This window comes from Micromonospora sp. CPCC 206171, assembly GCF_036906755.1.
Lineage (GTDB): Bacteria > Actinomycetota > Actinomycetes > Mycobacteriales > Micromonosporaceae > Micromonospora > Micromonospora purpureochromogenes.
The window spans coordinates 1-12,784 of sequence record NZ_JBAKHT010000043.1 but is presented as its reverse complement, the minus strand read 5'-3'; the positions used below and the strand labels follow the sequence as shown (position 1 = coordinate 12,784).

The 12,784-nt window shown below is 74.2% G+C and carries 11 protein-coding genes; 3 read left to right on the top strand and 8 right to left on the bottom strand.

Going from position 1 to position 12,784, the window contains the following annotated elements:
- The 6 genes from secD to V6U89_RS28785 all read right to left on the bottom strand — a co-directional run bounded on the left by secD (position 1) and on the right by V6U89_RS28785 (position 5,298).
- Positions 1-1,911, bottom strand: coding sequence for a protein translocase subunit SecD (gene secD, locus V6U89_RS28810; RefSeq protein ID WP_334576078.1), 1,911 nt, complete (start codon positions 1,909-1,911; stop codon positions 1-3).
- A gap of 229 nt (positions 1,912-2,140) precedes the next feature.
- On the bottom strand, positions 2,141-2,437 hold the full coding sequence (yajC, locus tag V6U89_RS28805) for a preprotein translocase subunit YajC (protein WP_407940616.1): 297 nt from the start codon (positions 2,435-2,437) through the stop codon (positions 2,141-2,143).
- Positions 2,438-2,630: 193 nt separating this feature from the next.
- Complete coding sequence (gene ruvB / locus V6U89_RS28800) at positions 2,631-3,695, bottom strand: Holliday junction branch migration DNA helicase RuvB (RefSeq protein WP_334576071.1); 1,065 nt, start codon at positions 3,693-3,695, stop codon at positions 2,631-2,633.
- A 40-nt stretch (positions 3,696-3,735) separates the two neighbouring features.
- Complete coding sequence (ruvA, locus tag V6U89_RS28795; RefSeq protein ID WP_334576066.1) at positions 3,736-4,335, bottom strand: Holliday junction branch migration protein RuvA; 600 nt, start codon at positions 4,333-4,335, stop codon at positions 3,736-3,738.
- Complete coding sequence (gene ruvC, locus V6U89_RS28790; RefSeq protein ID WP_334576062.1) at positions 4,332-4,859, bottom strand: crossover junction endodeoxyribonuclease RuvC; 528 nt, start codon at positions 4,857-4,859, stop codon at positions 4,332-4,334. Before ruvC ends, ruvA begins: the two co-directional genes overlap by 4 nt.
- A gap of 121 nt (positions 4,860-4,980) precedes the next feature.
- Positions 4,981-5,298, bottom strand: a complete 318-nt coding sequence (locus V6U89_RS28785) for a DUF1905 domain-containing protein (RefSeq protein ID WP_334576058.1) — start codon at positions 5,296-5,298, stop codon at positions 4,981-4,983.
- A gap of 214 nt (positions 5,299-5,512) precedes the next feature.
- On the opposite strand from V6U89_RS28785, the gene V6U89_RS28780 reads away from it, so the two are divergent.
- Genes V6U89_RS28780 through V6U89_RS28770 form a run of 3 tightly spaced genes read left to right on the top strand, consistent with a single transcriptional unit; the run spans position 5,513 to position 10,043 of the window.
- Positions 5,513-6,295 (top strand): 3-hydroxybutyrate dehydrogenase, encoded by a 783-nt coding sequence (locus V6U89_RS28780; protein WP_334576056.1) that lies wholly within the window; start codon positions 5,513-5,515, stop codon positions 6,293-6,295.
- Between the two features lie 14 nt (positions 6,296-6,309).
- Positions 6,310-8,229, top strand: a complete 1,920-nt coding sequence (locus V6U89_RS28775; RefSeq protein ID WP_334576054.1) for a helix-turn-helix domain-containing protein — start codon at positions 6,310-6,312, stop codon at positions 8,227-8,229.
- A gap of 56 nt (positions 8,230-8,285) precedes the next feature.
- Positions 8,286-10,043 (top strand): hypothetical protein, encoded by a 1,758-nt coding sequence (locus V6U89_RS28770; RefSeq protein ID WP_334576052.1) that lies wholly within the window; start codon positions 8,286-8,288, stop codon positions 10,041-10,043.
- 4 nt (positions 10,044-10,047) lie between these two features.
- Here V6U89_RS28770 and V6U89_RS28765 read toward each other — a convergent pair whose 3' ends face one another.
- Together V6U89_RS28765 and V6U89_RS28760 are read right to left on the bottom strand one after the other, a co-directional pair.
- A complete protein-coding gene (locus V6U89_RS28765; RefSeq protein ID WP_334576050.1) occupies positions 10,048-10,656 on the bottom strand; it encodes a TetR/AcrR family transcriptional regulator in 609 nt (202 codons plus the stop codon).
- 11 nt (positions 10,657-10,667) lie between these two features.
- A complete protein-coding gene (locus V6U89_RS28760; RefSeq protein ID WP_334576046.1) occupies positions 10,668-12,236 on the bottom strand; it encodes an MFS transporter in 1,569 nt (522 codons plus the stop codon).
- Positions 12,237-12,784 lie beyond the last annotated feature (548 nt).

The window sequence follows — 12,784 nt, the reverse complement described above, 5'->3', positions numbered from 1 at the left end:
TCAGGCCTCCTTGACGCGCGGGGTGCGGGGCGAGTCCTGCTCGGCCGACCGGGCCGGCAGGGCTCGGCCGAGACCGCTGACCCGCGGGGACAGGAACGCCCGGGTACGGGCGAACATCGTCATGATCGGGTGCCGGAAGAGGAAGACCACGACCAGGTCCAGCACCGTCGCCAGGCCGAGGGCGAAGGCGAAGCCCTTCACCGTGCCGACCGAGACGACGTAGAGCACCACGGCGGACATCAGCGTGATGGCGTTCGCCGAGATGATCGTCCGGCGGGCTCGGATCCAGGCACGCGGCACCGCGCTGCGCGGGCTGCGTCCCTCCCGGATCTCGTCCTTGAGCCGCTCGAAGTAGATGACGAAGGAGTCCGCCGCCACACCGAGGGAGACGATCATGCCCGCGATGCCGGCGAGGGTGAGGGTGAAGCCGATCTGCCGGCCGAGCACCACCAGCGCGCCGAAGACCAGCAGCGCCGACAGCACCAGGCTCAGGAAGATCACCGAGCCGAGCAGCCGGTAGTAGAAGAACGAGTAGATGATGACCAGCAGCATGCCGATGCCGGCGGCGAGCAGGCCCGCGCGCAGGTGGCTGTCGCCCAGGGTGGCGGTGACGTTCTGCTGCTCCTGCGGCTCGAAGGTCACCGGCAGCGCGCCGTAGCGCAGCTGGCTGGCCAGCTTGTTGGCGTCGGTGCTGGTGAAGTTGCCGGTGATCTGCGAGTCACCGGTCAGCACGCCCTGGATCTCGGGCGAGGAGACGATCTCGTTGTCCAGGACGACCGCCACCCGGCACTTGCCGTCCTGGCCGAGCGCGGTCTGGTCGCAGGCGCCACCGGTGTTGTTGAACGCCTCGCGGGTCAGCTCGGTCCACTTGTCCTGGCCGTCGCCGGTGAAGTTCAGGCTGACCACCCAGGCGCTGGCCTGGTCGAGCACGGCGTTGGCGTCGTCGACGTCGGTGCCGACCACCTTCGCCACGTCGAGCAGGTACTTGGCCGCGCCGTCCTCACAGGCGACCGCCTGCTGCTTCTCGTCCTTGATCGACGCGGCCGGCCGCTTGTCCAGCTGGGCGCAGGTGATGGTCGGGACGTTGAACTGCATCTGCGGCGTCAGCACCGCGATCTCCTGCGGGGAGAGCGCGCCGAACGGCTTGAGCTTCTCCGCCAGGGACGGGTCGGCGGTGAGGTCGGCCGGGGCCTGCAGGGCGCTCGCGGCGGCCCAGGCCGCCGGTCCCACCTTCTTCTCGACCGCGTTGCGCTGCTCCTGGATGCTCTGCGGCACCGGGGCGGCGGTGGCGCTCGGCGAGGCGGCCGGAGCGCTCGGCGAGGCCGGGGCCGAGGGGGTGGCGCTGGCGCTCGGCGCGGGGGCGCCGCCGCCCTGGCCACCGGCGCTCGGCGACGAGGTGACCTTCGGCGACGCACTGCCCGACGGCTTCGGCGACGCGCTGCCCGAGGGGGCGGGCGAGGCGCTGCCGGAGGGGGCCGGGGTCGCCGTCGGGGCGGTGGCCGCGCCGCTGCCGTCCGCGGCCTTGAGCACCTTGCGGAAGCGCAGCTCCGCCGCGCTGCCGACGTCGGTCAGCTCGCGGTTCTGGCCGGGCAGGGAGATGACGATGTTCCGGTCGCCCTCGGTGACCACCTCGGCCTCGGCCACGCCGTACGCGTTGACCCGGCTCTCGATGATCTGCCGCGCCTCCTCGAGGTTCTCCGAGGTCGGGGGCTTGCCGTCGAGGGTGTTGGTGGCCTCCAGCGTCAGCCGGGTGCCGCCGATCAGGTCCAGGCCGAGCCGGGGCTCCAGCCGGTCCTGCCAGCCGCCCTTGGCGCCGCCCGAGAAGAACACCAAAAGATAGAGGACGACGAAGATGAACCCGAGTACGGCGAGCTGCCGCCCGGGGCGCATCTGTCCCTGAGGTGGTGCCACGGCTGTCCTGTCTCCCTGTAACGGTCGCGCCGCCGGTGGGGGCGGCGAACGTCGGGCCGGGGGTCCGGGCCGACGTGCTCTGCAGGGTCGGCACCCGGCGATCGGCACGGCGTGCCGCCACCGACGCGGGGGCGTCGGTCGGGGGCGCGTGCCGGCGTCGGGCGTCGACCCACCTGTTCAGTTGTCACGGTCCACCCGCCGCTCCGTCAGGAAGGGCGGGCGGGACGTCTCACTCCTTGACGGCGTCTGCCGCTTCCTCGGTGACCGGCTCGGTCGACTCGGTGCGCTCGGCCTGGTTGACCACCCGGGCGATGGCCGGCCGGGCGTACCGGGTCTGGACGCCGGGGGCGACCTCGAGGAGCACGGTGTCGTCACTGACACCGGTGACCGTGCCGTAGAGCCCGCCGATGGTGACGACCTCGTCACCCGGGGCCAGCGCGGACTGCATGGCCTCGGCTTCGCGCCGCCGCTTCTGCTGCGGGCGGATCATCATGAAGTACATGACGCCGAAGAGCAGGGCGATCATGAGGATCGGCGTGAGACCGCCGACTCCCCCGCCGCCCGCTGCTGCGTAAACCACGGTGTGTGACCTTCCCATTGGCCTCCGGACCGGCACGAGGAGTGCCGGAGCGGAGGCGGATTCTCACGTCCTGTACAGACCGCGGCGAGTCTAATCCCTGCACCTGAGAACGCCGAATGCGGTACAGATCACGTTCACATCACGGCTGATCCGGTGCGGCGGAGAACAGATCGGGCACGGACGGGGCCTCGGCACCAAATGTACCATTTGGCGGCGTACGGCCCAGATGATGCCAGGCCGCCTCGGTGGCCACCCGCCCGCGGGGCGTACGCGCGAGCAGACCGGCGCGGACCAGGAACGGCTCGCAGACCTCCTCGACGGTGTCCGGCTGCTCCCCCACCGCCACCGCGAGGGTGGAGAGCCCGACCGGGCCGCCCCGGAACGAGTCCACCAGCGCGGTCAGCACCGCGCGGTCCAGCCGGTCCAGGCCGAGGGCGTCCACGTCGTACACGGTCAGGGCCGCCCGGGCGGTCTCCAGGTTGACCACGCCCTCGGCCCGGACCTCGGCGAAGTCCCGCACCCGGCGCAGCAGCCGGTTGGCGATCCGGGGGGTGCCCCGGGAACGGCCGGCGATCTCGGTGGCCCCGTCGTCGGTGATCGGCACGCCGAGGATCCGCGCCGAACGGTGCAGCAGGGCCTCCAGGTCGGCCGGGGCGTAGAAGTCCAGGTGCGCGACGAAGCCGAATCGGTCCCGCATCGGCCCGGTCAGCAGACCCGAGCGGGTGGTCGCGCCGACCAGGGTGAACGGCTCGACGTCCAGCGGGATCGCGGTGGCGCCGGGGCCCTTGCCCACCACCACGTCGACCCGGAAGTCCTCCATCGCGCTGTAGAGCAGTTCCTCCGCCGGCTTGGCGATCCGGTGGATCTCGTCGATGAAGAGCACGTCGCCCTCGGCGAGGCTGGTCAGGATGGCGGCCAGGTCGCCGGAGCGCTCGATGGCCGGGCCGCTGGTCACCCGGATGCCGGCGCCCAGCTCGGCGGCGACGATATTGGCGAGCGTCGTTTTCCCAAGGCCAGGCGGCCCCGACAGAAGGATGTGGTCCGGCGGGGAGCCGCGCCGCATCGCGCCCTGCAGCAGCAGGTCGAGCTGGTCGCGGACCCGGTGCTGGGCGATGAACTCCGCGAGCCGCTTCGGCCGGACGCTGGCCTCCGCGTCCAGCTCGCCGTCGTTGACGTACGCCGACACCAGGCCGTCGCCGGTCACCGGGCCACCCCCGCCCGCGTGGCCGACTCGGTGGGCGCGCTCATCGGCGACCCAGCAGTCGGATCGCCTGCTTCAGCAGGACCGGCACCGGGGGAGTCTCGCCGTCGACGGTCTCCGCGACCGCCGCCACCGCCTGGTCGGCCTGCCCCGCCGTCCAGCCGAGCCCGACCAGCGCCTGGCGGACCTGATCGGGCCAGGCCCCGCCGGTGACCCCGGCCGCGCCGTCGGCGCCGATCGGCACCGGGCCGATCCGGTCGCGCAGCTCCAGGACCAGGCGTTCGGCGCCCTTCTTGCCGATGCCCGGCACCCGGGTCAGCGCGGCGGTGTCGGCGTTGGCGATGGCCTTGCGGATCGCGTCCGGGGTGTGCACGGCGAGCACCGCCTGGGCCAGCCGGGGACCCACCCCGCTGGCCGTCTGGAGCAGCTCGAACAGCTGCTTGGCGTCGTCCTCCGGGAAGCCGTAGAGGGTGAGCGAGTCCTCCCGGACGACCAGGCTGGTGGCGAGTCGGGCCGGCTGGCCGACCCGCAGGTCGGCGAGGGTGCCGGGGGCGCACTGCACCGCCAGGCCGATCCCGCCCACCTCCACCACCGCGTGGTCCGGACCGGTCGCGGTCACCGTGCCGCGCACGCTGGCGATCATCGCGTTCCTCCTCGTCGTGCCCGGTCGGCGGCTGCGGCGAGCTTCGACCGGGTGCCGCCGCGCCACACGTGACAGATGGCCAGGGCCAGGGCGTCGGCCGCGTCGGCCGGCTTCGGCGGCTCGGGCAGCCGCAGCAGCCGGGTCACCATGGTGGTCATCTGCCGCTTGTCGGCCTGACCGGAACCGGTCACGGCCGCCTTCACCTCGCTCGGGGTGTACGTCTGCACCGGCAGTCCGGCGCGCGCCCCGGCGAGCACGGCGATCCCGCTGGCCTGGGCGGTGCCCATCACGGTGCGGACGTTGTGCTGGCTGAAGACCCGTTCGACGGCGACGGCGTCCGGCCGGTGCTCGGCGACCAGGTCGGTCAGCGACCGGTCCAGGTGCAGCAGGCGCAGCGCCAGCTCGTCGGCCGGGTCGGTGTAGACGACGTAGTAGGCGACCAGGGTGCAGGGCCGTCCCGGCACGCCGTCGACCACGCCGACTCCGCACCGGGTCAGCCCCGGGTCGACGCCGAGCACGCGCACGCCGCCTCCTCCCCCAGCCGCCAGCAGTACGTGTGTTCGACACCCTACTGGTCGGCCGGGCCCGGCATCCCGGGGGACACGCCGGCCGTACCGGCGCGTCGCGGTGGCGTGGGCCATGCCGCTACATCCGGGCGTGGTCGACCTCGACGGCGACGGTGACGACGTCCCCGTCGTCCTTGCCGGCGCGGATCCGCGCCGGCACCGCCAGCAGCCAGCCCGCCGCCCGGTCCCGCCAGACGCTGGTCGACCAGGTGCGGCCGTCCACGGTGGCGGTGACCGGCACCCGGCCGAACGGACCGGCGGCACCGGGCGCGTGGGCGTCGGGCACCGGGGCGAAGACCCACCCGCCCGCGCCCGGCCACCGGACCAGCGTCGCCCGGAAGGCCGGCCCGCCCGTCGGGCCCTCGTCGGGGCCGCCCGGCGGCACGTCCCTCGCCATCCCCACCTCCCGTCCGCCGAGCCGGCGCAGGGGTGGCCGGCCCGGTGCTGTCACCCGCAGTCGAGGGTGCCACCCACCGCCGACAGTTCCGGTACGCGACGGGGCGAGATCGCCTCTTCCCGCGCCGGCGCCGGCGCGCCCACACAGACCGCCGGTGGAGTATGTGTCGCCGCCCCATGTGCCGCCGGCCACACAGCTCGTAACTTCTTGCGCCATGACGGCAGAACCCGTGGCGGTCCCCCACGTCGTACACGTCGACCTCTCCGGTCGTAGCGCCCTGGTGACCGGTGGTGGCAGTGGCATCGGGCGGGCGTGCGCCCTGCGCCTGGCCGAGGCCGGCGCGAAGGTGCTGGTGGTGGACCGCAACCTGGAGGCGGCCAAGGCGGTGGCCGCCGAGGCCGGCGCCCGCGCCGACGGGGTCGACCTGTCCGACCTGGCGGCGGTGGACCGGCTCGACGTCGACGTCGACATCGTGGTCAACAACGCCGGGCTCCAGCACGTCGCGCCCGTGCAGGACTTCCCCACCGAGCGCTTCTCCCACCTGCACCGGGTGATGGTGGAGGCGCCGTTCCAGATCATCCGGCGGGCGCTGCCGCACATGTACGCCCGGGGCTGGGGCCGGATCGTCAACATCTCCTCGGTGCACGGGTTGCGCGCCTCGCCGTACAAGGCGGCGTACGTGTCGGCCAAGCACGCCCTGGAGGGGCTGTCCAAGGTCGTGGCCCTGGAGGGCGCGGCGCACGGGGTCACCGCCAACTGCATCAACCCGGCGTACGTCCGCACCGCCCTGGTGGAGAGCCAGATCGCCGACCAGGCGGCCAGCCACGGCATCGGCGAGGACGAGGTGATCGAGAAGATCATGCTGGCCCGGGCCGCGATCAAGCGGCTGATCGAGCCGGACGAGGTCGCCGAGCTGCTGGCGTACCTCTGCTCGCCGCCGGCGGCCTTCATCACCGGCGCGTCCATCGCCCTCGACGGGGGCTGGACGGCGAACTAGTGGCACCCCGCACAATGAGCGTCATGTCGTCGCCGGTCGAGTTCCTGGAGCTGCTCGCCCGGGAGGCGGCTGCGGTCGAGTTCGAGGGCCCGCTGGTCGCCGCCCGGGCCGCCGGACTGCCCGCCGACCGGCTGGCCGAACTCGAACAGGCCAAGACGGTGGCGCTGCGCGTCCGCGCGTTGCTGGAACGCCGCCGCCGCCGGGAGACCGAGCTCTCCGGCCTGTACGACACCGTCAGCGACCTGGCGGGGCTGCGCGACCTGGACGACGTGCTGCGGGCCATCGTGCACCGGGCCCGGCACCTGCTCGGCGCCGACGTCGCCTACATGACCCTCAACGACGACGAGCGCGGCGACACCTACATGCGGGTCACCGACGGCTCGGTCTCGGCCCGGTTCCAGCGGCTCCGACTCCCGATGGGCGCCGGCCTCGGCGGCCTGGTGGCCCAGTCCGGCGCCCCCTACGTCACCGCCAACTATCCGGAGGACGACCGCTTCCACCACACCGGCGAGATCGACGCCGGGGTGGGCGAGGAGGGGCTGGTGGCCATCCTCGGGGTGCCGCTGCGACTCGGCTCGACCTCGATCGGCGTGCTCTACGCCGCGAACCGCTCGGCCCGCCCGTTCGTCCGCGAGGAGGTGGCCCTGCTGGTGTCGCTGGCCGCGCACGCCGCGGTGGCGATCGACACCGCGCGGCTGCTCGCCGAGACCCGCTCGGCGCTGGAGGAGCTCTCCGCGGCCAACACCACCATCCGGGCGCACAGCAGCTCGGTGGAGCGGGCCGCCGCCGCCCACGACCGGATGACCGCGCTGGTGCTCCGCGGCGGCGGGGTGGAGGACGTCGCGGCGGCGGTCACCGAGGTGCTGGGCGGCGCGCTGCTGGCGCTGGACGCCGAGGGACGGCTGCTGGCCCGGGTCGGCGAGATCGAGGAGCCGGACCGGGCGGACATGGTCGAGGCGGTGGCCGCGTCGCGTACCGAGGGGCGCAGCGTGCGCCGGGGCCCGCTCTGGTACGCCGCCGTGGTCGCCGGCGCGGAGAACCTGGGCGCGCTGGTGCTGCGCCCGGACGACGACCTGGTCGACGCCGACCAGCGCATCCTGGAGCGGGCCGCGCTGGTGACCGCGCTGCTGCTGCTGTTCCGGCGTACGGTCGCCGAGGCCGAGGGACGGGTGCGCGGCGAGCTGCTCGACGACCTGATCGCCCGGCCGCTGCGGGACACCGACGCGCTGCGCAGCCGGGCCCGCCGGCTCGGGATCGACCTGGACGCCCCGCACGTGCTGGTGGCGGTCGGCGATGACGCGATCGCCGCGACCGGGTCGGCCCGGCTGCGCGTGCTCTCCTGGGCCACCACGTACGCCTCGACCCGCGGTGGCCTGGCTGCGGCCCGCGACGGGCGGGTGGTGCTGATGCTGCCCGGCCGGGACGCCGGTGGCAGCGCCCGGTCGGTGGCCCGGGACCTGTCCCGGGTGACCGGCCGCCCGGTGACCGCCGGGGCGAGCGGCCCGGCGTGCGGGCCGACGGCGCTGGCCGCCACGTTCACCGAGGCGGACCGCTGCCTCACCGCGCTGGGTGCGCTGGGCCGGGCCGGTGAGGGGGCGAGCACCGCCGAACTGGGCTTCGTCGGGCTGCTCCTCGGCACGGTCGGCGACCAGGGCGAGCGGGACGTCGCCCGGTTCCTGACCGCCACGGTGGGGCCGGTGCTGGACTACGACGCGCGGCGCGGCACCGCGCTGGTGCGCACGCTGGAGGCGTATTTCGGGGTGGGCGGCAGCCTGGCCCGCGCGGCCGAGCAGCTGCACGTGCACGTCAACACGGTGACCCAGCGCCTGGAACGGGTCGGGCAGCTGCTGGGCGCGGACTGGCAGAAGCCGGAGCGGGCGTTGGAGGTGCAGTTGGCGCTGCGCCTGCACCGGCTGCGCACGCCCGGGAGCTGAGCCGGGGCGGGGCCGACGGGGCGGCGCGGCAGATGATCATGGGGCATGATCGGGCCGTGACCGACCCCGACCAGGAGCCGTTCCGGCGGCTCGCCACGGCCGCCGACCGGGTGTGCCGGCTGGCCGACCACCCGGACGTGCAGGACGAGTACAACCGCAGCGACGAGTACGCGGCGTTCCGGGCGGCCCTGGCGGAGCTCGCCGCGGTGCTGCGCGCGGTGGACCCGGTTTCCCTGCCGTCCTCGCGGCGGGCCCCGACGGTCGCCGACGTGGCGGCCACGGTGCTCGATCTGCCCGGCCTACCGGGACTGCAGGAGGTGGCCGACCGGCTCACCGACGCGCAGGTCGAGCGCGCCCTCATCGCCGCCCTGGCCCTGCCCGACCGGGATCGTCAGGCGGACCTGCTGGTCGCCGTCGCCGCCCGCCTCGACGCCGGGCAGGCGGAGCGGGCGCTGGCGGCGGTGCCCCACCTGGACCGGGCGTCGCAACAGGCCCGGACGGTGACCGCGCTGCTGCCCCGGCTGCCGGACGAGCGGCGGCCCCGGGCGGCCGCGTTCGCGTTGGCCGCCGCGCGCCGGGCACACCCGCCGCTGATCCTGCCCACCATCGGCGACCTGGCGCCCTGGCTGGACGCCACCGGGCGGGCCGAGCTCTACGGGATCGCCGCCGCCGAGCAAGGTCCGGGGTGGCACCTGCACCTGCTGGCCGCGCACCAGCTGCCCGAGCGGCGGGCCGCGGTGCTGGCCACCGCGCTCGCGGACGAGCGCGAGCCCAGCCGGGCCCGGTCGCTGGCCGGGCTGGCGCCCCACCTGGACGATGAGCAGCTCGCCACGGCCGTGGCGGCCGCGCGGGGCATCGGTGACCCGACGTGGCGGGCCACGGCGCTGACCGGGCTGGCCACGGCACTGGCGGGTGAGTTGCGTCGCGCCGCGGTCGACGCCGCGCTCGACGCCGGGGCCCAGGGCGGCCGGCTCGACTGGCCGGAGCTGCTGCCGCTGCTCACGTCGCACCAGTTGGGCGCGGCGCTGGCGGCGGTGGCGTCGTCGCCCTCCCCGGACGGGGCCGCCGCCGCTGTCGGCGGGCTGCTCCCGCTGCTGTCGCCGGCCCGGTTGCCCGCCGCCGTCGCGGCCGCCCACGCGATCCGGGACGACCCGACCCGCGCCGTCGCGCTGGCCGAACTGGTGCCGGCGCTGCCGGCGGAACTACGCGCGACGGCGGTGGCCGCGGCGGTCGACGCGCTGGTGGCGAGCCCGGTGTATGGCTGGTTCAACCCGCTCCGAGCGCTGGGCCCGCACGCCACCCCGGCGCAGCTGGCCCGGCTGTGGGCGGCGGCGCTGGCCGGGGAGGACGACTACCCGCAGGGCGCCCTCGCCGCCCTCGCCCCGTACGTCGACGCGGAGCGGCGCGAGCAGGCGCTACACCTCGCGCTGGGCTATGAGCCCGCGCACCGGGCCGAGGCGTTGGGTGGGCTGGTCCCGCACCTGGACGAGGCGCAGCGGTCGCGGGCGTACCGGGCGGTGTCGGAGATCGACGAGCCGTCCAACCGGGCGGTCGGGCTGGCCGGGCTGGTCGCGTACCTCTCCCCCGCCGACGCCGCCGAGGCGACCGAGGCGGCGCTCACCACGGCCGCCGGCCTGCGCGACCCCGTGGCCCGGACCCGGCTGCTGACCGACCTGGCGCGGCGGCTCGGCGGCCCGGCGCGGGACACGGCGCTGGCCTGGGCGTTCGCCGCCGCCCGCGCGATCGGGGCGGAGCAGCGGGGGCCGCGCTTCCCGGCCCTCACCGACCTGGTCCCGCTGCTCGCCGACGGCTGAGCGGTCAGCGGGCCCGGATGCCCTCCAGCACCGCGTCGACGACCTTCTCGGGCAGGATCAGGTCGTCGAGGTCGGGATGCCAGCGCAGCATCCGCTGGATCAGCATCGGCCCGGTGAGCAGCGCCATCGTCACCTCGACGTCGAGGTCGGCGCGGAGCTCGCCGGTGCGGATCCCGCGTCGCAGCACCTCGCGCATCAACTGCCGGCGCGGCTCGATGATGTTCTGGTAAAGCTGGAAGTGGTCCGGGCTGCGGTTCACCTCGGGCACCAGACAGGGCATGATCTTCGCGGCGCGCGGGTCGATGTTGTGCCCGACGGCGCCGACAATCAGCACCAGGTCGTCGCGGACGGAGTGCCCGGCCGGCTGCGGCAGGACCCCCTTGAGCCGACGCAGCGCGTCGAGCAGCAGCGCGTCCTTGCCCGCCCAGCGCCGGTAGATGGTGGCCTTGCCGACCCCGGCGCGGCTGGCGATCGCCTCGATCGACAGCGCCTCGATGGTGCTGCCCTCGGCGAGCAGATCGAGGGTGGCCTCGATGATGGCCTCGTCCGCGCGGACGCTCCGCGGTCGCCCGGGCGACCGCGGAGCATCTGCGGTGGAAGTCATGTCGGACATTATCGCCGAACCTATGCCGTTCCGGCCAACTCCGGTTCGCCCACCACCGGCGCGGCGGCGGGCGCTCCCGCGGCCCGGCCCGGCATCCACCGCAGCACGATGAGGATGCCGAGGGCGGCCACCACCGCGGACAGCGCCGCCGCCCAGTGCATGGCCGAGACGAACGAGTCGTTGGCCGCCGCGATCAGCTCCGGCGCCGCCGGCCCGAGCTGTCCCGCCGCCGCGTACGCGCCGGAGATGGACTCGTTGGCCGCCTCGCGGGCCGGGGCGGGAAGCCCGTCGACCGCCGAGGCGATGTCGTCCCGGTAGACCGCGGAGAGCACCGAGCCGAGCACGGCCACGCCCAGCGCGCCGGCGACCTGCCGCACCGTGTTGCTGACCGCCGAGCCCACGCCCGCCTTCTCCCGGGGCAGCGCCGACATGATCGACTCGGTGGCCGGCGGCATGATGTTGGCCATCCCGGCGCCCTGGAGGAAGAAGAACACCAGCACCACCCAGATCGGCGTGCTCGCGTCGACGAAGGCGAACGCGCCGAGCGCCAGCACGGTCAGCACCAGCCCGACCACCGCGACCGCCTTGCCGCCGTACCGGCGGACCATGGCGGCGCTGCGCGGCGCGAAGATCAGCTGCGCGCCGGCGAAGGGCAGGAAGAGCAGGCCGGTCTGCAGCGGGCTGTAGCCACGGACCAGCTGGAGATAGAACGAGCTGAAGAACATGACGCCCATCGCGGCGAAGAAGATCAGGCCGACGATGGCCACCGGCGCGGCGAAGCGCGGCACCCGGAACAGCCGGACGTCCAGCGACGGGTGCTCACTGTGCCGCTCATGGGCGACGAACCAGGCCAGCACCGCCAGGCCGCCGACGACGGACGCCCAGACCACCGGCCGGTCGAAGCCGTGCTCGCCGCCGTCGATGATGCCGTAGGTCAGCGCGACCAGACCCACCACCGACAGCAGGACGCCGAGCAGGTCCACCCGACCCGGCCGGGGGTCGCGGGACTCCGGCACCAGCAGCGCCACCAGGACCACCCCGGCCGCCACCACCGGCACGTTGATCAGGAAGACCGAGCCCCACCAGTAGTGCTCCAGCAGGGCGCCGCCCAGGATCGGGCCGATCGCCACGGCGAGGCCGACCGCGCCGGCCCAGACGCCGATCGCCCGGCCCCGCTCGCGCGGGTCGAAGACGTTGGAGATGATCGACAGGGTCACCGGCATGATCGCCGCGCCGCCGACGCCCATCAGGGCGCGGGCCGCGATCAGCTGGCCGGGATCCTGCGCGTACGCCGACAGCAGTGAGGCCAGGCCGAACAGCACCAGCCCGATCAGCAGGAAGCGGCGGCGACCGAAGCGGTCACCGAGCACGCCGAAGGTGAACAGCAGCCCGGCGAAGACCAGCGTGTAGGAGTTGATCGACCACTCCAGCTCGCCCTGACTGGCGCCGAGGCCGTGCACCGGGTCGGCGAGGGTGCGCAGTGCGACGTTGAGGATGGTGTTGTCGAGGACGACGACGAGCAGGCTGATCACCAGCACCGCGAGGATCCCCCACCGCCGCGGATGTCCGGTGTTCTCGTGCGGTTCCATGTGTCCGGTTCTCCCCCCGGCGTGCCCGTACCGTGAATTACGATACGAGTCAGACTCGTAAACGAGCCGAGCGTACGGGTTCGAGTTTCGATACGGAACCGGATCGTTTCGTATGTGTCCGGCGTCACGTTCCCACGCGCTGCGTCACTCGCGGGGTGTGGGGGCATCAGGCATCCATGTCGCCGTCGTGGCGGTGTCGGATCGGCGTGTAGACCGCCATCTCGGCGAAACGGTGTCGATCAAGGTCCGGTTCATGCCCGGATCGGATCCACGATCCCGTGACCGGGGGCACCCTGGCGGCGGAATGGCGGCCGGGCCGGCGTCGTTACATCACCTGGACGATCGCAGCAGCAAGCCCGCTGGCCTGGCCCAATCGAGTGGCCGGCCCGGGATGCGGGCCCCCGGAATGATGGTGGGCCGCCGGTCGTTACCCATGGACCCGGCGCCGAGCCCCCGCTCGTGAAGCCTGCCGGGGCGAAGACTTTCCCCTTGAATTCTTTGAGCGCCGTCGTGGTGCTTGCACCCGCTCGACCCCCATCGAGCCTGGG